The organism is Streptomyces caelestis, assembly GCF_014205255.1.
GTDB lineage: Bacteria > Actinomycetota > Actinomycetes > Streptomycetales > Streptomycetaceae > Streptomyces > Streptomyces caelestis.
On sequence record NZ_JACHNE010000001.1, the window covers coordinates 1,903,314 to 1,923,762 of the forward strand.

Here is a 20,449-nt window from a genome sequence, read left to right on the forward strand (position 1 = left end):
ACACGACCTTACGAGGTCCGAGCCGAGGATTGCGACTGGCCCGGTCTTGTCACCCACGAGAGTGGATCGCCCCTTAAGGGCACGGGGAACTGCGCGAACAACCACAAACACCCCGTACCCGCCGACGACGAGAAACCACCCCCACAACCGCTAGTGAGGAGCCCCCCGCCACCCGGAAACCGGCAGGGCGAACTTCGCCACCAGCCGATCCGTGAACGACGCGTGATGCAGCCGAGCCAGCCGCACCGGCACGGCCCCCCGCCGCACCTCCACCCTGGCCCCGGGCGGCAACTCCACGGTCCGCCGCCCGTCACACCACAGCACACCCGGCGGAATATGTGGCAGAACCTCCACAGCCAACACAGAATCCGGCGACGTCACCAACGGCTTCGCGAACAAGGCGTGCGCCGAGATCGGCACCATCAACAGCGCCTCGACCTCCGGCCACACCACCGGCCCACCCGCGGAGAACGCGTACGCGGTCGACCCGGTCGGCGTCGCGCACACGATCCCGTCACAGCCGAACCCCGTCACCGGCCGCCCGTCGATCTCGAGGACGACCTCCAGCATCCGCTCGGCGGACACCTTCTGCACGGCCGCCTCGTTCAGCGCCCAGTCGGTGTGCACGATGTCCCCGTTGCGGTGCACCACGACGTCGACGGTCATCCGCTCCTCGACCTCGTACGCCTTGCTCACCACCCGGTCGACGACCTTGTCGAGGTCGTCCCGCTCGGCCTCCGCGAGGAACCCGACCCGTCCGAGGTTGACGCCGAGCATCGGCACGCCCGACGCCCGCGCGAACTCGGCACCGCGCAGCAGCGTGCCGTCACCGCCCAGCACGATGAGCAGCTCACACCCGTCGAGGCACTGTGGAGTGGCCTCCTTGACCAGCTCCACCTCGTCCGGCAGCGGCAGGTCACGCGCCTCCGCCTCCAGGACGCGCACGCCAAGACCGGAGCGCAGCAGCCCCTTCACCACGAGCTCGGCACTGCGCACGGCGGCGGGCCGCCCCGTGTGGGCGAGCAGGAAAACAGTACGAGCTCGGTTCTCGGTCAACGGGGCCCCTCCGCCACTGCACGGTCGACATCGGCCGGGTCCAGTTCCGGTGCCCCGGCCCGCAGCCACAGAAAGTATTCGACATTCCCCGACGGCCCGGGCAGCGGACTGGCCGTCACGCCCTTCACCCCGAGCCCCAGTCCCCCGGCCTTCCGGGCCACCCCCGTCACCGCTTCGGCCCGCAGCTGGGGGCTGCGGACGACTCCCCCGCTGCCCAGCCGCTCCTTCCCCACCTCGAACTGCGGCTTGACCATCATCACCAGGTCCGCGTCCGGCTTCACGCACCGCACCAGGGCTGGGAGGACCAGCCCGAGCGGGATGAAGGACAGATCCCCCACGACAAGATCCACAGGCTCCCCATCGATCTCTTCAAGTGTCAATTCGCGTACGTTCGTACGGTCCTTGACGGTGACGCGTTCATCTTTTTGCAGAGACCATGCGAGTTGTCCGTATCCGACGTCGACGGCGACGACATGGGCGGCGCCCGCCCGCAGCAGGACATCCGTGAAACCGCCGGTGGACGCGCCGGCGTCGAGCGCCCTGCGCCCCTCGACGACCAGGCCCTGCGGCATGAACGCCGCCAGCGCGCCGGCGAGCTTGTGGCCGCCGCGCGACACGTAGTCGGGATCGTTCTCGTCTGCCGCGACGACGATCGCGGCCGCGGTCTCCACCTGCGTGGCGGGTTTGGTCGCGACGGTCTTGCCGACGGAGACCCGCCCGGCGGCGATCAGCTGGCCGGCATGCTCGCGCGAGCGCGCGAGCTTCCGGCGGACCAGCTCCGCGTCGAGACGGCGGCGTGCGACTCCTGCCACGTTCGGTTCAGCTCCTAGGTCCGTGCGGCGACGGGGGCGCCGGAGGTCCCGGGCGTGCGTCGAGCGCGGTGAGCGCGTCGCGCAGCCCCCGGTGTACATCCTCGTACACCTCGACGTGTCCGTCCGTGGCGAGGTGGTCCGCGTCACCGAGCCGGTCCAGGGCCGCGTCCACGTCGGCGTTGCCCGTGGGGGTGCGGGGCACGTTCAGCGGGGCGGGGGCGGCGGGGTCGTCCTCGGGCGCCGGCGCCGGCTCGGGCTCTTCCTCCACCACCGGCATTTCGGGAACTGCGTCTTCCATGCCCCGACGCTACCGCGAACCGCTGCGGTACCGTCGATCGCGATGGCCACGATCGAGGAGTGCCGCAGCGCACTCGACAAGCTCTCCGACAACATGCAGCACGCCGAAGGGAACGTCCGCGAGGCCGCGGCCCTGGACCGTTCGGTGAGCTGCCACATCACGGACCTGGACGTCACCTTCGTCGGCCGTATGCGGGGCGGGCGGATCGAGGTGCGCGACACGGTCCAGGGACCGCCGCCCGACAAGGCCGAGATCAGGCTGGCCATGACCGGTGACGACCTGGTCGCGCTGGTCGACGGCGAACTGAACTTCGCCAAGGTCTGGGGCTCGGGCCGGGTGAAGCTGTCCGCGGGCGTGCGCGACCTGCTCCAGCTCAGGAAGCTTCTGTAGCGGCCACCTTCTCGGCCCCGGTCCCCGCCCCGGCGCGTGCCTTCCGCGCCGCCGGCACGACCAGCGGCGTGCCCGTCTCCGGGTCGTCGATGACCTGGCAGCGCAGTCCGAAGACCTCTTCGACCAGCTCGGCCGTGACGATGTCCTTCGGCGCGCCCTCGGCGATGACCCGGCCCTCGCGCAGGGCGATGAGGTGCGTGGCGTAGCGGGCGGCGTGGTTCAGGTCGTGCAGCACCGCGACGAGCGTGCGCCCCTGCTCCTCGTGCAGCTCCGCGCACAGGTCCAGGACGTCGATCTGGTGCTGGATGTCCAGGAACGTCGTCGGCTCGTCGAGCAGTAGCAGCGGCGTCTGCTGGGCGAGTGCCATGGCGATCCACACGCGCTGGCGCTGACCGCCCGAGAGCTCGTCGACGTACCGTTCGGCCAGCTCGGCGACACCGGTCTGCCGCATGGACTCCTGGACGACCCGCTCGTCCTCGGTCGACCACTGGCGCAGGATGCCCTGGTGCGGGTAGCGGCCCCGGCCCACCAGATCGCCGACGGTGATGCCGTCGGGCGCGATGGACGACTGGGGCAGCAGACCGAGGGTCCGCGCGACCTTCTTCGCGGGCATCGACTGGATGACCTGACCGTCGAGCAGTACCCGGCCCTGGCTGGGCTTGAGCATCCGCGACAGCGCCCGCAGGAGCGTCGACTTGCCGCACGCGTTGGGGCCGACGATCACGGTGAAGGAGTTGTCGGGTATCTCCACCGACAGTTGCTCGGCGATCACCCGCTGGTCGTAGGCGAGGGTGACGTTCTCGGCGGACAGACGGTTCACGGTGCTCCTTTGGTTCTTGCTCATATCCGGCCCGCCTTGCGTTCGGTGACCAGCAGCCACAGCAGATAGACGCCGCCGAGCACGCCGGTGACCACGCCCACGGGCAACTGCTCGGCGCCGAACGCCCGCTGCGAGAGCCAGTCGGCGACGACCAGCAGGGCGGCGCCCATGCTCAGGGAGGCCAGCAGGTTCGGGCCGGGCGCATGGGTCAGGCGCCGGGCCAGCTGCGGCGCGGTGAGCGCGACGAAGCTGACGGGACCGGCGGCGGCGGTCGCGGACGCGGTCAGCAGCACGGCCGCCACCATCAGCAGCAGCCGTACCCGCTCGACCCGCACCCCGAGGGCGTACGACACGTCGTCGCCCATCTCCATCATCCGCAGCCCGCGCGCGTTGCAGAGGACGAGCGGCACGAGCACGGCGCACAGCCCGAGCAACGGCCAGACCTGCGCCCAGTCACGGCCGTCGAGGGATCCCGTCATCCACACGACCGCGCGGGCCGCGTCCACGATGTCGGACTTGGTGAGCAGATAGCCGTTGACCGCCGTGACGATCGCGGAGACGCCGATGCCGACCAGCACGAGCCGGTACCCGTGCACGCCCCGTTTCCAGGCGAGCACGTAGATGGCGAAGCCGGTCACCAGGCCGCCCACCAGCGCGCCGGCGGCGACCTGGTTCGCGCTTCCGGAGAACAGCACGATCACCGTGAGCGCACCGGCCGTCGCCCCCTGCCCGAGGCCCAGCACGTCCGGACTGCCCAGCGGATTGCGGGAGATGGACTGGAACAGCGCGCCGCCGAGTCCCAGCGAGGCGCCGACCAGCAGCCCGACCAGGACGCGCGGCAGCCGCAGTTCGTTGACGATGAACTCCTGGCCCGCGTTGCCCTCGCCGAACAGCGTCCGCAGCACGTCGGCGGCCGGGATCGGGAAGTCGCCGGTTCCGATGAGCACGACACTCGCCGTGAGCGCCGCGACCAGCAGCAGGAGCACGACGGTGAAGGCCCGCACGTCCAGGCGTACGGAGAGCCCGCCCGGGGTCCTCACAGCACGGTTGGTGGTCTTCACAGCTGCGCCGTCCTCCGCCGTCGTACGAGATAGATGAACACCGGTCCGCCGAGGATCGCGGTGACGATGCCCACCTGGAGTTCCGCGGGCCGGGCCACGATCCGGCCGATGACGTCGGCGCCGAGCAGCAGCACGGGCGACAGGATCGCCGCGTACGGCAGGATCCAGCGCAGGTCGGGCCCGGTGAAGGAACGCACGACGTGCGGAACCATCAGCCCGACGAACACGATCGGCCCGCAGGCCGCGGTCGCCGCCCCGCACAGCACGGTCGCGGCCAGCATGGACAGCGCCCGCGTCCGGTTCAGGTTGGCGCCGAGCGCCTTGGCGGTGTCATCGCCCATGGCCATGGCGTTGAGCGGCCGCGACAGCGCCAGCGCCAGGACCACGCCGGCCAGCAGGAACGGCAGGACCTGCCGGATGATCGAGTCGCTCGCCGCGGACAGTGAACCGACCGTCCAGAACCGCATCTTGCCGAGCGCCGCGCCGTCCGTGATCATCACGGCCTGGAGGTAGCCGTAGAGCGCGGCGCTGATCGCCGTACCGGCGAGCGCGAGCCGCACCGGCGTCGCGCCCCGGCTGCCGCCGAGGAACCACACCAGCGCCCCGACCGCGGCCGCGCCGAAGAACGCGAACCAGACGTAGCCGCTGAGCGAGGTGACCCCGAGGTACGTGACGGCCGTGACGACCGCGGCGGACGCGCCCGCGTTGATACCGAGCAGTCCGGGGTCGGCCAGCGGGTTGCGCGTGAGTGCCTGGAGAACCGCTCCGGCCAGACCGAGGGCGGCGCCGGCGAGCAACCCGAGCACGGTCCGCGACAGCCGCTCCGCGACGACGACGTCGCCGTACGTCCCCGAGTCGTCGAACAAGCCGTGCCATACCTGCCCGAGGGACAGCTCCTTGGCTCCGATCGCGATACTCGCCAGCGCGACGAGCACCAGGATCGCTACGGCCAGGAGGAGCCCGAAGGCACGTATCGCCCGTCGGGCCGGGGGCGCGGGGGCGGTCTCCGCGCGCTGTTCGGGGGGACTGTCGACCAACACGCAGGTTAGGTTAGCCTACCCTGCTTCCGATCTCGATTCCGGAGCCCGGCCGCCGCCACGGCCGCCCGGCCGGAGCGTGCCCGCACAGCGCGAATCCAACCAGCGCTCAAAGACCCAGCCTCGCCAGCGACTTCCCCCCGTCCAGCTCGCACACGCCCGCACCGGCGGCCGTCCACGCCGCGGCGCACAGCGCGCGCAGCCCGTCCAGCGCCTCGCCGTCCCCGTCGAGCTCCAGACGGTCCGCGCCCGCCGTCGCCGTCCAGCCACCGCACCGGAACCCACCGCCACCCGCCTCCAGGACATCCGGCTGTCCGCGGAGCATCCCCCGCAGATCGGCGTCCACATACGTCGGCCGGTGCTGCGGCGGCGCGGCCAGCAGCTGCGCGCCGTCGCTCACGCCGGTCAGGACGAGCAGCGAGTCCACGTCCCCGTTGAACGCGCCCTCGATGTCCGTGTCCAGCCGGTCCCCCACCACCAGCGGCCGCTTCGCCCCGGTCCGCAGGATGGTCTCCCGGTGCATCGGCGGTAGCGGCTTGCCCGCGACCTGCGGCTCGGCGCCCGTGGCGATCCGCACGACCTCCACCGCCGCGCCGTTGCCCGGCGCGATCCCCCGCCCGCTCGGAATCGTCAGGTCGGTGTTCGACGCGAACCAGGGCACACCGCGCGCGACGGCGTAACTGGCCTCCGCGAAACGGCCCCACGGCAGCTCGGGACCGCCGTACCCCTGCACCACCGCCGCCGGATCGTCGTCCGCCGACTCCACGGGCACGAGCCCGCGCTCGCGCAGCGCCACCCGCAGCCCCTCACCGCCGATCACCAGCACACGGGCGCCCTGCGGCACCTGCTCACTGATCAGCCGCGCTACCGCCTGCGCCGAGGTGATGACATCGTCCGCGCCCGTCGGTATGCCGAGCTCGGTCAGGTGCTCGGCCACCGTGTCCGGAGTCCGCAGCGCGTTGTTGGTGACGTACGCCAGGCGCGTCCCGCCCGTCCGGGCCGTGGCCAGCGACTCGACCGCGTGCGCGATCGCGCTCCCGCCCGCGTACACGACACCGTCCAGGTCGAGCAGCGCCGTGTCGTACGCCTCGCTCAGGGCCTGCCCACTGCCCTCGGGCCTCGTCCTGACGCTTCGGCTCATCCCGCATCGCTCCTCGTTCGACGGCTTTCCCCCGATCATCCCCCATGCCACTGACACCCGTACGATGCCGGGATGAACACAGCAGGTCACTCGGAAGCAACGGAGCGCCGAGGCCTGGAACTCACCCCGTTCCGAGGCCTTCGCTACGACCCCGACCGGGTCGGCAGCCTGGCCGCAGTGACGTCCCCGCCGTACGACGTCGTCGTCCGCCCCGACGGAGTCCACCACCTCCAGTCCGCCGACCCGTACAACATCGTCCGTCTGATCCTCCCCCAGGCCGCCACCCCCAGCGTCCGCAACGACCAGGCCGCCAAGACCCTGCGCCGCTGGCTGTCCGAGGGCGTCCTGACCACCGACCCGGACCCCGGCCTGTACGTCTACGAGCAGCGGGACGGCAACGGCATGCTGCAACGCGGCGTCATCGGCGCCCTGCGCGTGTCGGACCCGGACGAGCAGGTGGTGCTGCCGCACGAGGACGTCATGCCGCACATCGTCGCCGACCGCGCGGCCCTGATGCGGGCCACCGCAGCGAACCTCGAACCCCTCCTGCTGACCTACCGCGGCGACGACTCGACGACCGCCACGGCGGACCTGATCGAGCGCACCGCCGAACAGCCCCCGCTTCTCGCGACCACCACGGAGGACGGCTTCAGCCACCGCCTCTGGTCGGTCACCGCGCCCGCCGACCTGGCCACCGTCCAGACCGACCTGGCTCGTCACCAGGCCCTCATCGCCGACGGCCACCACCGCTGGGCGACCTACCGCCGCCTGCGCACGGAGCACCCCTCTCCCAGCCCGTGGGACCACGGCCTGGTCCTCCTGGTCGACACGACCCGCTATCCCCTCCGCGTCCGCGCCATCCACCGCCTCCTCCACGACCTGCCCGTCGGCGACGCCGTAGCCGCCCTGGACGGCCACTTCCGCGTGCGCCGCCTCGAAGTGCCGCTGCCCGAGGCCCTGGAGGCACTCGCGGACGCGGCCTGCGCGGGCAACGCGTTCCTGCTGGCCGGCGACGGTGCCTTCCACCTCGTCGACCGCCCGGACCCGGACCTCCTGGCCCGTACGATCCCCGCCGACCGCCCCACCGCCTGGCGCACCCTCGACGCGACGGTCCTGCACGCCACGCTCCTCGACCACATCTGGCGCATCCCCGAGGACTCCCCCGCGCACATCACCTACATCCACGACACGGCCGCCACGGTGGCGAAGGCGGAACGCGACGGCGGTACGGCCGTCCTGATGCACCCGGTCCGCGAGGAGGTCGTCCGCGACCTGGCCCGGCAGGGCGTCACCATGCCGCGCAAGTCGACGTCGTTCGGCCCGAAGCCGGCCTCCGGCCTGGTGCTGCGCGCACTGGACCTCTGACGCGCTGCTGGTGACACACGAAGGGGGCGGATCCCGACCGGAATCCGCCCCCTCTACGCCATGTCAGTCCTTCTCCTCCTCGGCGGCATCGCCGCCCTCACCCTCGTCCTCGTCCTCGGCCAGGGCGTCCACGAACTCCACCCCGTCCAGCTCGGCGAGCCGGTCCGAAGCGTCCGTGCTGCCGTCCCGGTCGGCCTCCACGGCCTTGGCGAACCACTCCCGCGCCTCGCCGTCCCGCCCGGCCGCCAGCAGCGCGTCGGCGTAGGCGTACCGCAGCCGCGCGGTCCACGGCTGCATGGAGTTGGAGGCCAGCTCCGGGCTCTGCAGCGTCACGATGGCCGCGTCCAGCTGCCCCATGTCCCGCCGCGCACCGGCCGCGACCAGCCGCATCTCGACCTGCCCGGCCTTGTCGAGCTTGTGCACCTCGGGTGCCCCGGCCATGTCCAGCGCCTTCTCCGGCCGCCCGAGCCCACGCTCGCAGTCGGCCATGACGGGCCACAGGTCGGCGTTCCCGGTCATGCGCCGCGCGGCCCGGAACTCGGCGAGAGCCTCGCTGTACTTCTGGTTCGCGTACGCGGCGAAGCCGCCCGCCTCCCGTACGGCGGCGACACGCGAAGCCAGCCGCAGCGCCACCTTGGAGTAGGCGTACGCCCCCTCGGGGTCCTCGTCGATGAGCCGGGCGACCATCACCAAGTTCTTGGCCACGTCGTCGGCGAGCGTCTTGGGCAGGCTCTGCAGCTCCTGCCGTACGTCCTTGTCGATCTCCTCGCCCGTGACCTCCTCGGGAATCGGCAGCCGCTTGATCGGCTCCCGATCCCGCTCGCGCTCGTCACGGAACCGGCCGCCGCCACGACGGTCGTCACGCCGGTCGTCACGCCGGTCGTCACGGCCCCGGAAGCCCCCGGGCCGCCCACCGCGGTCGTCGCGGCGCGGCCCGCGCTCACCACGGTCGTCCCGGCTCCGGAAGCCACCACGGTCGCCGCGGGTGTCGCGGCTGTCGCGGTCACCACGGGTGTCGCGGGTGTCGCGGGTGTCGCGGGTGTCATCCCGACGGAACTCACCACGCTCGCGACGAGGGCCGTCGTCCCGCCGGAAACCGCCACGGTCCCCACGGTCGTCCCCACGGCGGTCGTCACGACGGTCATCACGACCCCGGAAACCATCGCGGTCATCGTCACGCCGGAATCCGCGATCCCGGTCGTCGCCACGGAAGCCACGGTCCCGGTCGTCACGGCGCTCTCCGCGGTCGTCACGCCGGTGGAACCCACCGCGGTCGCCGTCCCGCCTGTCGTCGCGACGGTCGTCCCGACGGTCATCCCGCCGGAATCCACCGCGCTGTCCACGGTCGTCGTCCCTGCGCGGCCCTCGGTCACGGTCGTCACGCCGGCCGTAGCCACCACCACGATTGTCGTCACGCCGGAAACCGCCCCGGTCTCCCCGGTCGTCCCGACGCTCCCCACGGTCGTCGCGACGGACCGAGGGGCGGTGGTCACCGCGATCGTCGCGCCGGAAGGAGGGGCGATCACCGCGGTCACCGCGATCGTCACGCCGGAAGGAGGGGCGATCACCGCGCTCCCCACGGTCGTCGCGACGGACCGAGGGGCGGTGGTCACCGCGATCGTCGCGCCGGAAGGAGGGGCGATCACCGCGGTCACCGCGGTCGTCACGCCGGAAGGAGGGGCGATCACCGCGCTCCCCACGGTCGTCGCGACGGACCGAGGGGCGGTGGTCACCGCGATCGTCGCGCCGGAAGGAGGGGCGATCACCGCGGTCACCGCGGTCGTCACGCCGGAAGGAGGGGCGATCACCGCGATCGTCACGCCGGAAGGAGGGGCGATCACCGCGATCGTCACGCCGGAAGGAGGGCCGGTCACCGCGATCGTCACGCCGGAAGGAGGGCCGGTCACCGCGATCGTCCCCGCGCGGCCCTCGGTCCCGGTCGTCACGCCGGCCGTAGCCGCCACCACCACGATTGTCGTCACGCCGGAAGCCACCGCGCTCCCCGCGATCGCTTCGCTCACCTCGGTCGCTTCGGCCGCTTCGGTCGCCTCCGCGGAAGCCCCCACGGTCTCCACGGTCCCCGCGCTGACCGCCGCGGTCGCTCCGGTCCCCCTCCCGTCGCTGCTGGTCGCGCTCCGGTCGGTCGTCGGGAGAGTTGGTGGACATGGTGACTCCTGTCTTCGGTACCGCAAGTCATTCTCGCGCAGCCGGGTGCCCAGTGCGCAGTGCAAAAACAAAAAGGACCCCTGGTCCCAGCTGAACGCTGGTGACCAGGGGTCCTTCCAAAGATTGTTCGGCGGCGTCCTACTCTCCCACAGGGTCCCCCCTGCAGTACCATCGGCGCTGTAAGGCTTAGCTTCCGGGTTCGAAATGTAACCGGGCGTTTCCCCTACGCTATAACCACCGAAACCCTAATGGTTTCGAGCGAACAAGCACACTCTTCAATTGTTTGTTCTACTCAAAGCCGACAACTGTTCGTTGTCTCAGAACTAACACAGTGGACGCGAGCAACTGAGGACAAGCCCTCGGCCTATTAGTACCGGTCAACTCCACACGTTACCGTGCTTCCATATCCGGCCTATCAACCCAGTCGTCTACTGGGAGCCTTACCCTCTCTAGGAGGTGGGAGTCCTCATCTCGAAGCAGGCTTCCCGCTTAGATGCTTTCAGCGGTTATCCCTCCCGAACGTAGCCAACCAGCCATGCCCTTGGCAGAACAACTGGCACACCAGAGGTTCGTCCGTCCCGGTCCTCTCGTACTAGGGACAGCCCTTCTCAAGACTCCTACGCGCGCAGCGGATAGGGACCGAACTGTCTCACGACGTTCTAAACCCAGCTCGCGTGCCGCTTTAATGGGCGAACAGCCCAACCCTTGGGACCGACTCCAGCCCCAGGATGCGACGAGCCGACATCGAGGTGCCAAACCATCCCGTCGATATGGACTCTTGGGGAAGATCAGCCTGTTATCCCCGGGGTACCTTTTATCCGTTGAGCGACGGCGCTTCCACAAGCCACCGCCGGATCACTAGTCCCGACTTTCGTCCCTGCTCGACCCGTCGGTCTCACAGTCAAGCTCCCTTGTGCACTTACACTCAACACCTGATTGCCAACCAGGCTGAGGGAACCTTTGGGCGCCTCCGTTACTCTTTAGGAGGCAACCGCCCCAGTTAAACTACCCATCAGACACTGTCCCTGATCCGGATCACGGACCCAGGTTAGACATCCAGCACGACCAGACTGGTATTTCAACGACGACTCCCCCTGAACTGGCGTCCAGAGTTCACAGTCTCCCAGCTATCCTACACAAGCCGAACCGAACACCAATATCAAACTGTAGTAAAGGTCCCGGGGTCTTTCCGTCCTGCTGCGCGAAACGAGCATCTTTACTCGTAGTGCAATTTCACCGGGCCTATGGTTGAGACAGTCGAGAAGTCGTTACGCCATTCGTGCAGGTCGGAACTTACCCGACAAGGAATTTCGCTACCTTAGGATGGTTATAGTTACCACCGCCGTTTACTGGCGCTTAAGTTCTCAGCTTCGCCACCCCGAAGAGTGACTAACCGGTCCCCTTAACGTTCCAGCACCGGGCAGGCGTCAGTCCGTATACATCGCCTTACGGCTTCGCACGGACCTGTGTTTTTAGTAAACAGTCGCTTCTCGCTGGTCTCTGCGGCCACCCCCAGCTCGAGGAGCAAGTCCTCTCACCAAGCGTGGCCCCCCTTCTCCCGAAGTTACGGGGGCATTTTGCCGAGTTCCTTAACCATAGTTCACCCGAACGCCTCGGTATTCTCTACCTGACCACCTGAGTCGGTTTAGGGTACGGGCCGCCATGAAACTCGCTAGAGGCTTTTCTCGACAGCATAGGATCATCCACTTCACCACAATCGGCTCGGCATCAGGTCTCAGCCACATGTACGACGGATTTACCTATCGCACGGCCTACACCCTTACCCCGGGACAACCACCGCCCGGGCTGGACTACCTTCCTGCGTCACCCCATCACTCACCTACTACCACCTTGGTTCGGCGGCTCCACCACTCCCCTTTGCCCGAAGGCTCCAGGACGGCTTCACGGCCTTAGCATCAGCGGGCTCGATGTTTGACGCTTCACAGCGGGTACCGGAATATCAACCGGTTATCCATCGACTACGCCTGTCGGCCTCGCCTTAGGTCCCGACTTACCCTGGGCAGATCAGCTTGACCCAGGAACCCTTAGTCAATCGGCGCACACGTTTCTCACGTGTGAATCGCTACTCATGCCTGCATTCTCACTCGTGAACCGTCCACAACTCGCTTACGCGGCTGCTTCACCCGGCACACGACGCTCCCCTACCCATCACAGCCGGCGTTGGCCGTATTGCTGCAATGACACGACTTCGGCGGTACGCTTGAGCCCCGCTACATTGTCGGCGCGGAATCACTAGACCAGTGAGCTATTACGCACTCTTTCAAGGGTGGCTGCTTCTAAGCCAACCTCCTGGTTGTCTCTGCGACTCCACATCCTTTCCCACTTAGCGTACGCTTAGGGGCCTTAGTCGATGCTCTGGGCTGTTTCCCTCTCGACCATGGAGCTTATCCCCCACAGTCTCACTGCCGCGCTCTCACTTACCGGCATTCGGAGTTTGGCTAAGGTCAGTAACCCGGTAGGGCCCATCGCCTATCCAGTGCTCTACCTCCGGCAAGAAACACACGACGCTGCACCTAAATGCATTTCGGGGAGAACCAGCTATCACGGAGTTTGATTGGCCTTTCACCCCTAACCACAGGTCATCCCCCAGGTTTTCAACCCTGGTGGGTTCGGTCCTCCACGAAGTCTTACCTCCGCTTCAACCTGCCCATGGCTAGATCACTCCGCTTCGGGTCTTGAGCGTGCTACTCAAACGCCCTATTCGGACTCGCTTTCGCTACGGCTTCCCCACACGGGTTAACCTCGCAACACACCGCAAACTCGCAGGCTCATTCTTCAAAAGGCACGCAGTCACGAGAATGAAGACAAGTCTTCATTCCGACGCTCCCACGGCTTGTAGGCACACGGTTTCAGGTACTATTTCACTCCGCTCCCGCGGTACTTTTCACCATTCCCTCACGGTACTATCCGCTATCGGTCACCAGGGAATATTTAGGCTTAGCGGGTGGTCCCGCCAGATTCACACGGGATTTCTCGGGCCCCGTGCTACTTGGGTGTCTCTCAAACGAGCCGCTGATGTTTCGACTACGGGGGTCTTACCCTCTACGCCGGACCTTTCGCATGTCCTTCGCCTACATCAACGGTTTCTGACTCGTCTCACGGCCGGCAGACCATGAAAGAGAGATCCCACAACCCCGTATACGCAACCCCTGCCGGGTCTCACACGCATACGGTTTGGCCTCATCCGGTTTCGCTCGCCACTACTCCCGGAATCACGGTTGTTTTCTCTTCCTGCGGGTACTGAGATGTTTCACTTCCCCGCGTTCCCTCCACTTGCCCTATGTGTTCAGGCAAGGGTGACAGCCCATGACGACTGCCGGGTTTCCCCATTCGGAAACCCCCGGATCAAAGCCTGGTTGACGACTCCCCGGGGACTATCGTGGCCTCCCACGTCCTTCATCGGTTCCTGGTGCCAAGGCATCCACCGTGCGCCCTTAAAAACTTGGCCACAGATGCTCGCGTCCACTGTGCAGTTCTCAAACAACGACCAGCCACCCATCACCCCACCTTTACAGGCGAGTTCACTGGGGCCGGCGACTGAGGAAAAATCCATTCCCTCAGACACCCAACAGCGTGCCCGACACCCTCGCCACCTCTCTTTCCGTTCCACGCCGAAGCAGTACTAGGAAGACAAGCTGGTCAAGTGTGCCGAGTAGTCAACGTTCCACCCATGAGCAACCAGCATCAGACATTCGCTGATGTACTGGCCTCTGACCTCACCCCGAAGGGATCGGTAAGAAGTGCTCCTTAGAAAGGAGGTGATCCAGCCGCACCTTCCGGTACGGCTACCTTGTTACGACTTCGTCCCAATCGCCAGTCCCACCTTCGACAGCTCCCTCCCCACAAGGGGGTTGGGCCACCGGCTTCGGGTGTTACCGACTTTCGTGACGTGACGGGCGGTGTGTACAAGGCCCGGGAACGTATTCACCGCAGCAATGCTGATCTGCGATTACTAGCGACTCCGACTTCATGGGGTCGAGTTGCAGACCCCAATCCGAACTGAGACCGGCTTTTTGAGATTCGCTCCACCTCGCGGTATCGCAGCTCATTGTACCGGCCATTGTAGCACGTGTGCAGCCCAAGACATAAGGGGCATGATGACTTGACGTCGTCCCCACCTTCCTCCGAGTTGACCCCGGCGGTCTCCCGTGAGTCCCCAACACCCCGAAGGGCTTGCTGGCAACACGGGACAAGGGTTGCGCTCGTTGCGGGACTTAACCCAACATCTCACGACACGAGCTGACGACAGCCATGCACCACCTGTACACCGACCACAAGGGGGACCCTGTCTCCAGGGTTTTCCGGTGTATGTCAAGCCTTGGTAAGGTTCTTCGCGTTGCGTCGAATTAAGCCACATGCTCCGCCGCTTGTGCGGGCCCCCGTCAATTCCTTTGAGTTTTAGCCTTGCGGCCGTACTCCCCAGGCGGGGCACTTAATGCGTTAGCTGCGGCACGGACAACGTGGAATGTTGCCCACACCTAGTGCCCACCGTTTACGGCGTGGACTACCAGGGTATCTAATCCTGTTCGCTCCCCACGCTTTCGCTCCTCAGCGTCAGTATCGGCCCAGAGATCCGCCTTCGCCACCGGTGTTCCTCCTGATATCTGCGCATTTCACCGCTACACCAGGAATTCCGATCTCCCCTACCGAACTCTAGCCTGCCCGTATCGACTGCAGACCCGGGGTTAAGCCCCGGGCTTTCACAACCGACGCGACAAGCCGCCTACGAGCTCTTTACGCCCAATAATTCCGGACAACGCTCGCGCCCTACGTATTACCGCGGCTGCTGGCACGTAGTTAGCCGGCGCTTCTTCTGCAGGTACCGTCACTTTCGCTTCTTCCCTGCTGAAAGAGGTTTACAACCCGAAGGCCGTCATCCCTCACGCGGCGTCGCTGCATCAGGCTTTCGCCCATTGTGCAATATTCCCCACTGCTGCCTCCCGTAGGAGTCTGGGCCGTGTCTCAGTCCCAGTGTGGCCGGTCGCCCTCTCAGGCCGGCTACCCGTCGTCGCCTTGGTGAGCCATTACCTCACCAACAAGCTGATAGGCCGCGGGCTCATCCTGCACCGCCGGAGCTTTCGAACACCTTGGATGCCCAAGATGGTCAGTATCCGGTATTAGACCCCGTTTCCAGGGCTTGTCCCAGAGTGCAGGGCAGATTGCCCACGTGTTACTCACCCGTTCGCCACTAATCCCCACCGAAGTGGTTCATCGTTCGACTTGCATGTGTTAAGCACGCCGCCAGCGTTCGTCCTGAGCCAGGATCAAACTCTCCGTGAATGTGTACCGGTAATCCGGTGCAACACCACGAGAGCGGAACAGCCAGGCGGAATAAGCCCGGCCGTTCACAGCGTCCTCGCTGTGTTTTTTCAAAGGAACCTCGCCCCAGCTGATGCTGGAGACGGGGTATCAACATATCTGGCGTTGACTTTTGGCACGCTGTTGAGTTCTCAAGGAACGGTCGCTTCCTTTGTACTCACCCTCTCGGGCTTTCCTCCGGGCGCTTCCCTTCGGTCTCGCGTTTCCGACTCTATCAGATCTTTTCTCGATCCGATTCCCTGTCGGCGGGATTGCCGGGCGGCCTTGGCTTTCGCTCGTCGGCCTTTCGACATTCACTACGTTAACCGATTCCCCGTCCAACTCATAATCGAGTCGGTCGGCGCTGAATTCAGGCATGCGAGCACACCGAATTCACCCCTGCTGAGGGGAGTAGCTAGGTAGTGGGTTGGCCGCTTCCGGCTGCTGGCGAATGCCGTACCCGGGTCAAGCGGCTCGGGCTACATTACGCACCTTGCGCGGACGCGTCAACTTCGGCGGCGCCTCGGGACATGGGCTCGATAGGGGCTCACGGTCGGGTCGTTGGCGATCCAGAAGCGCCAGGGGTGGATGTCGCCGTTGCCCCCTTCGCCCGCGATTCCGGTACGCGGGCCGTTGCGTACCTGGTCACGAGGTACGGGCGTGCCCGTGAGGATCTTCAGGGGGGTGGCGTCCGAGGTGCAGGCGTCCGTGCCGTCCAGGGAGCGGTCCACGCCCAGGGCCGTGGCCAGGCGGGCCGGGCCTTTGGCCAGTTCCTTGTCGTTGCGGGCCGAGAGCCGACGGGTGCGGGCCAGCTCGGCGCCTTCGATGATCTCGCCGGCGCGGAGCAGGACCGCGCTCGCCTTGCCCTCGGGGCCGCACACCAGGTTCATGCAGAACCACATGCCGTAGGTGAAGTAGACGTACACGTGTCCGGGGGGACCGAACATCACGCCGTTGCGGGCTGTGCGGCCGCGATAGGCGTGGGAGCCGGGGTCGTCGGCACCGTCGTAGGCCTCGACCTCCGTGAGGCGGAGGGCGATCGGACCGTCCGGGGTGGTGCGTACCAGGATGCGGCCGAGGAGGTCGGGGGCTACATCGAGGACGGGCCGGTCGAAGAACTCCCTGGGCAGGGGCGTACGGTCGGGGGTCGCGATCATGCCCTCCGAGGGTACTGGAGACGGGTGGGTGCGGCGGGCTGGCCTCAGGGCACCGGTCTTGCCAGGGTGAGGGCATGGAACCGGCCACGGCCGGTTCGCGTTTGTAGGGATCAAGGATCCACCCGTAGTGGGCGAGAGGGAGAGACATGGCGTTCAAGAAGCTGCTCGCGAGCCTGGGGGCCGGCGGGGCTTCGGTCGAGACGGTGCTGCACGAGGTCAACGTCGTCCCGGGCGGTGTCGTCCAGGGTGAGGTGCGGATCCAGGGCGGGTCCGTGAACCAGCAGATCGAGGGGCTCTCGGTCGGGCTCCAGGCCAAGGTCGAGGTGGAGAGCGGCGACCAGGAGTACAAGCAGGACATCGAATTCACGAAGTCCCGGCTGGGCGGGGCGTTCGAGCTCCAGGCGAACGCGGTGCACGCGGTGCAGTTCGGGCTGGAGATCCCGTGGGAGACGCCGATCACGACGATCGACGGGCAGGAGCTGCGCTCGATGCACATCGGGGTCTCCACGGAGCTGGAGATCGCGCGGGCGGTGGACTCCGGTGACCTGGACCCGATCAACGTGCACCCACTGCCGGCGCAGAAGGCGATCCTGGACGCGTTCATCCAGCTTGGCTTCCGGTTCAAGAACGCGGACATGGAGCGCGGTGTCATCCGCGGTACGCGGCAGAAGCTGCCGTTCTACCAGGAGATCGAGTTCTACCCGCCGCAGCAGTACCGGGGGCTGAACCAGGTCGAACTGAGCTTCGTGGCCGACGAGCACGCCATGGACGTGGTGCTCGAGATGGACAAGAAGCCGGGGCTCTTCGGCGAGGGCAGCGACACCTTCCGCTCGTTCCAGGTGGGGCTCAACGACTACCAGGGCACGGACTGGACGGCGTACATCAACCAGTGGCTCTCCGAGGTCGGCAGCAAGCGCAACTGGTTCTAGCAGAGGGCCTAGGCTCGGGATCAACTGCAAGAACCGATCAGGAGGTACCGAGGTGACCGAGCTCAAGCGGCGGCCGCTCCCCCACGACTTCCATCCGCCCGTGCCGTCGTTCACGGTGACGAGCAAGGACATCGAGGAGGGTGCGACGCTCCAGGACGCTCAGGTCTACGCGGCCGGCAACACGTCGCCGCAGCTGCGGTGGGAGGGCTTCCCGCCCGAGACCAGGAGCTTCGCCGTGACCTGCTACGACCCCGATGCCCCGACGGGCAGCGGGTTCTGGCACTGGGTGCTGTTCGACATCCCGGCGTCGGTGACCGAGCTGCCGGCGGGCGCGGGCAGCGGCAAGTTCGAGGGTCTGCCCGAGGGCGCGATCCACGCTCGTAACGACTACGGCGGCAAGGAGTTCGGCGGTGCCGCGCCGCCGCCCGGGGACGGGCCGCACCGGTACGTGTTCACGGTGTACGCCGTGGACCAGGAGAAGCTCGGTCCGGACGCGGAGGCTTCGCCGGCCGTCGTGGGCTTCAACCTGCGGTTCCACACGATCGGGCGAGCCCAGCTGATCGGTGAGTACGAGGTGCCCGCCGAAGGCTGAGTGAACCGCCCTGCGATCCCGGCGTTCACGGAACGTTTGCCCGCTCCTGGTCTTGGAATTGATCAGGAGCGGGCATTTTTGTTGCCGGGGGCCGCGGGGGTCACCCCCCGTGGGAGCAGCAGATATTGCGTTGTCCATCTCGGCGTGCCCGGCCAGAGTTGGTCCCAGCCCGCCAGGGGGTGGGCCGGTGCACACGGGAGGTGGGCTGGTATGCGGGACACGCTGGTACTCAACGCGAGCTTCGAGCCGCTGTCGACGGTGACGCTGAACCGAGCCGTCGTTCTGGTGCTTCAGGACAAGGCCGTCGTCGAGCAGGCCCACCCCGAACTGCGGATGCGGGGAGCCGCGGTCGACATACCCGCGCCCCGGGTGATCAGGCTCTGCCAGTTCGTACGGGTGCCTTTCCGAAGACGAGCGCCGTGGTCGAGGCGGGGTGTGCTGGTCCGGGACCGGCACCGGTGCGCGTACTGCGGGAGACGGGCGACGACCGTCGACCACGTGGTGCCGCGGTCGCAGGGCGGTCAGGACACCTGGCTGAACACCGTGGCCTCGTGCGCGCAGGACAACCACCGCAAGGCGAACCGGACTCCGGAAGAGGCGGGGATGCCGCTGCTGCGGCAACCGTTCGAGCCGACTCCGGCGGACGCGATGCTGCTGGCGCTGGGGCAGGACGACTTCGACGCGCTGCCGCAGTGGCTGGCGCAGCCCGCGGCCTAGCAATCGTGCGAAGGGGGCCCGCTTCCCTGGGAAGCGGGCCCCCTTCGTGTGTATCGGTCAGTCGATGGACGGCTTCTCGCGGCGCTCCTGGGCGGGGACGCCGCTGCCGGACGCGCCTGAGTTGCCGCCGGAACCGCCTCCCAGGCCACCGAAGTTGCCCATGGCGCCGGACAGGCCCTTGAGGGCGTCGCCGATTTCGCTGGGCACGATCCAGAGCTTGTTGGCGTCGCCTTCGGCGATCTTGGGGAGCATCTGGAGGTACTGGTAGGAGAGGAGTTTCTGGTCCGGGTCGCCGGCGTGGATGGCCTCGAAGACCGTACGGACGGCCTGGGCCTCACCCTCGGCGCGCAGGGCGGCCGCCTTGGCCTCACCTTCGGCGCGCAGGATCTGGGACTGCTTCTCGCCTTCGGCGCGCAGGATCTCGGACTGCCGGACACCTTCGGCCTGGAGGATCGCGGCGCGCTTGTCGCGGTCGGCGCGCATCTGCTTCTCCATCGAGTCCTGGATGGAGGTGGGCGGCTCGATCGCCTTGAGTTCGACGCGGTTGACGCGGATGCCCCACTTGCCGGTGGCCTCGTCGAGGACGCCGCGCAGGGCCGCGTTGATCTCCTCGCGGGAGGTCAGGGTCCGCTCCAGGTCCATGCCACCGATGATGTTGCGGAGCGTGGTGACGGTGAGCTGCTCGATCGCCTGGATGTAGCTGGCGACTTCGTACGTCGCGGCGCGGGCGTCGGTCACCTGGTAGTAGATGACCGTGTCGATGTTGACGACCAGGTTGTCCTGGGTGATCACCGGCTGCGGCGGGAAGGGCACGACCTGTTCGCGCAGGTCGATGCGGTTGCGGATGGTGTCGATGAACGGGACGACGATGTTGAGGCCGGCGTTCAGGGTCCGCGTGTAGCGGCCGAAGCGCTCGACGATGGCCGCGCTGGCCTGTGGGATGACTTGGATCGTCTTGATCAGGGCGATGAAGACCAACACCACCAGAATGATCAGGACGATGATGACCGGTTCCATCGTCGTTCCCCGTATCCCTTCTCCGCTTCGGCGCCTTCGGCAGATCTTATGGTTGTCGAAGATCTTGCTGGTCGAGTCTGTCAGACCGTCGCGTAGCTGGCGAGGAGTTCACTCCAGTTACGTCCTGCGAGGTCACATGACGATCGCAGTGGCTCCCTCGATGTCCACGACGTCCACTTCCTGGCCTATTTCGTAAGCGCGGTCGGTGTCGAGGGCGCGGGCCGACCAGACCTCTCCGGCCAGCTTGATCCGGCCGCCGGAGGCATCGACGCGTTCCAGGACGACGGCTTGTCTGCCCTTCAACGCGTCCACGCCGGTGGCGAATTGGGGTCGCTGGGCGCGATGTCGGTTCGCGATGGGCCGTACGACGGCGATGCCCGCGGTCGAGATGACGGCGAAGACGACGACCTGGGCGACGGCTCCGCCGCCGAAGACGCCGCTGACGACCGCGGCGCCGATGGCGCCCACCGCGAGCATGCCGAGTTCGGGCATCGCGGTGACCACGAGCGCGATGCCGAGCGCTGTCGCGCCGATCAGCCACCACAGCCATGCGTCGATTTCCACATGGTCAT

The 20,449-nt window shown here is 67.1% G+C and carries 16 protein-coding genes, 3 rRNA genes and 1 pseudogene; 5 read left to right on the forward strand and 15 right to left on the reverse strand.

All coding sequences use genetic code 11. The annotated features are described in order from the left end of the window. Positions 1 to 150 precede the first annotated feature (150 nt). The 3 genes from HDA41_RS08585 to HDA41_RS08595 are packed head-to-tail and all read right to left on the reverse strand — an operon-like array spanning position 151 to position 2,166. The gene (locus HDA41_RS08585) at positions 151 to 1,056 is read right to left on the reverse strand and encodes an NAD kinase (protein WP_020275056.1); all 906 of its coding nucleotides are present in this window, start codon (positions 1,054 to 1,056) and stop codon (positions 151 to 153) included. After that, entirely contained in the window at positions 1,053 to 1,868 is an 816-nt protein-coding gene (locus HDA41_RS08590) for a TlyA family RNA methyltransferase (protein ID WP_184982214.1), read from the reverse strand. The genes HDA41_RS08585 and HDA41_RS08590 overlap by 4 nt, the downstream gene beginning before the upstream one ends. A 7-nt stretch (positions 1,869 to 1,875) precedes the next feature. Next, the gene (locus HDA41_RS08595) at positions 1,876 to 2,166 is read right to left on the reverse strand and encodes a hypothetical protein (RefSeq protein ID WP_184982216.1); all 291 of its coding nucleotides are present in this window, start codon (positions 2,164 to 2,166) and stop codon (positions 1,876 to 1,878) included. A gap of 42 nt (positions 2,167 to 2,208) precedes the next feature. Between HDA41_RS08595 and HDA41_RS08600 the strand changes: the two genes are divergently transcribed. Continuing rightward, positions 2,209 to 2,556, forward strand: coding sequence for an SCP2 sterol-binding domain-containing protein (locus HDA41_RS08600; RefSeq protein ID WP_184982218.1), 348 nt, complete (start codon positions 2,209 to 2,211; stop codon positions 2,554 to 2,556). On the opposite strand, the gene HDA41_RS08605 is transcribed toward HDA41_RS08600, so the two are convergent. The 4 genes from HDA41_RS08605 to HDA41_RS08620 form a co-directional block, all read right to left on the reverse strand. Beyond that, positions 2,540 to 3,400, reverse strand: a complete 861-nt coding sequence (locus tag HDA41_RS08605; protein ID WP_184982219.1) for an ABC transporter ATP-binding protein — start codon at positions 3,398 to 3,400, stop codon at positions 2,540 to 2,542. The two genes, HDA41_RS08600 and HDA41_RS08605, sit on opposite strands and share 17 nt — an antisense overlap. Next, on the reverse strand, positions 3,397 to 4,437 hold the full coding sequence (locus HDA41_RS08610) for a FecCD family ABC transporter permease (RefSeq protein ID WP_184982221.1): 1,041 nt from the start codon (positions 4,435 to 4,437) through the stop codon (positions 3,397 to 3,399). Before HDA41_RS08610 ends, HDA41_RS08605 begins: the two co-directional genes overlap by 4 nt. Continuing rightward, positions 4,434 to 5,477, reverse strand: coding sequence for a FecCD family ABC transporter permease (locus HDA41_RS08615; RefSeq protein WP_184982223.1), 1,044 nt, complete (start codon positions 5,475 to 5,477; stop codon positions 4,434 to 4,436). The genes HDA41_RS08610 and HDA41_RS08615 overlap by 4 nt, the downstream gene beginning before the upstream one ends. A gap of 106 nt (positions 5,478 to 5,583) precedes the next feature. Further along, entirely contained in the window at positions 5,584 to 6,615 is a 1,032-nt protein-coding gene (locus HDA41_RS08620) for an HAD hydrolase-like protein (protein WP_184982225.1), read from the reverse strand. Positions 6,616 to 6,687: 72 nt separating this feature from the next. Here HDA41_RS08620 and HDA41_RS08625 point away from each other — a divergent pair, with 72 nt between their 5' ends. Then, entirely contained in the window at positions 6,688 to 7,980 is a 1,293-nt protein-coding gene (locus tag HDA41_RS08625) for a DUF1015 family protein (protein ID WP_184982227.1), read from the forward strand. A 63-nt stretch (positions 7,981 to 8,043) separates the two neighbouring features. On the opposite strand, the gene HDA41_RS40610 is transcribed toward HDA41_RS08625, so the two are convergent. The 6 genes and pseudogenes from HDA41_RS40610 to HDA41_RS08650 all read right to left on the reverse strand — a co-directional run bounded on the left by HDA41_RS40610 (position 8,044) and on the right by HDA41_RS08650 (position 16,622). Continuing rightward, positions 8,044 to 8,775, reverse strand: coding sequence for a tetratricopeptide repeat protein (locus HDA41_RS40610; protein ID WP_194547904.1), 732 nt, complete (start codon positions 8,773 to 8,775; stop codon positions 8,044 to 8,046). A gap of 489 nt (positions 8,776 to 9,264) precedes the next feature. Then, positions 9,265 to 9,828 (reverse strand): annotated as a pseudogene (locus HDA41_RS42980) (DEAD/DEAH box helicase); the annotation flags it as partial. A 443-nt stretch (positions 9,829 to 10,271) separates the two neighbouring features. Beyond that, a 5S ribosomal RNA gene (gene rrf, locus HDA41_RS08635) occupies positions 10,272 to 10,388 on the reverse strand. 105 nt (positions 10,389 to 10,493) lie between these two features. After that, positions 10,494 to 13,615, reverse strand: a 23S ribosomal RNA gene (locus HDA41_RS08640). 303 nt (positions 13,616 to 13,918) lie between these two features. Beyond that, positions 13,919 to 15,447, reverse strand: a 16S ribosomal RNA gene (locus tag HDA41_RS08645). Together the 16S, 23S and 5S rRNA genes form the textbook arrangement of a ribosomal RNA operon. Before the next feature lie 524 nt (positions 15,448 to 15,971). Continuing rightward, positions 15,972 to 16,622: a DNA-3-methyladenine glycosylase gene (locus HDA41_RS08650; RefSeq protein ID WP_184982231.1), complete on the reverse strand. Its 651-nt coding sequence runs from the start codon at positions 16,620 to 16,622 to the stop codon at positions 15,972 to 15,974. 146 nt (positions 16,623 to 16,768) lie between these two features. Between HDA41_RS08650 and HDA41_RS08655 the strand changes: the two genes are divergently transcribed. The 3 genes from HDA41_RS08655 (at position 16,769) to HDA41_RS08665 (ending at position 18,860) form a co-directional block, all read left to right on the forward strand. After that, complete coding sequence (locus HDA41_RS08655; protein ID WP_184982233.1) at positions 16,769 to 17,551, forward strand: sporulation protein; 783 nt, start codon at positions 16,769 to 16,771, stop codon at positions 17,549 to 17,551. A gap of 52 nt (positions 17,552 to 17,603) precedes the next feature. Then, positions 17,604 to 18,143 (forward strand): YbhB/YbcL family Raf kinase inhibitor-like protein, encoded by a 540-nt coding sequence (locus tag HDA41_RS08660; RefSeq protein WP_184982235.1) that lies wholly within the window; start codon positions 17,604 to 17,606, stop codon positions 18,141 to 18,143. Positions 18,144 to 18,353: 210 nt separating this feature from the next. After that, the gene (locus HDA41_RS08665; protein ID WP_184982237.1) at positions 18,354 to 18,860 is read left to right on the forward strand and encodes an HNH endonuclease; all 507 of its coding nucleotides are present in this window, start codon (positions 18,354 to 18,356) and stop codon (positions 18,858 to 18,860) included. Between the two features lie 57 nt (positions 18,861 to 18,917). On the opposite strand, the gene HDA41_RS08670 is transcribed toward HDA41_RS08665, so the two are convergent. Together HDA41_RS08670 and HDA41_RS08675 are read right to left on the reverse strand one after the other, a co-directional pair. Beyond that, entirely contained in the window at positions 18,918 to 19,877 is a 960-nt protein-coding gene (locus tag HDA41_RS08670; protein WP_184982239.1) for an SPFH domain-containing protein, read from the reverse strand. Positions 19,878 to 20,009: 132 nt separating this feature from the next. After that, positions 20,010 to 20,441: an NfeD family protein gene (locus tag HDA41_RS08675; RefSeq protein WP_184982240.1), complete on the reverse strand. Its 432-nt coding sequence runs from the start codon at positions 20,439 to 20,441 to the stop codon at positions 20,010 to 20,012. Between the last annotated feature and the right edge of the window lie 8 nt (positions 20,442 to 20,449).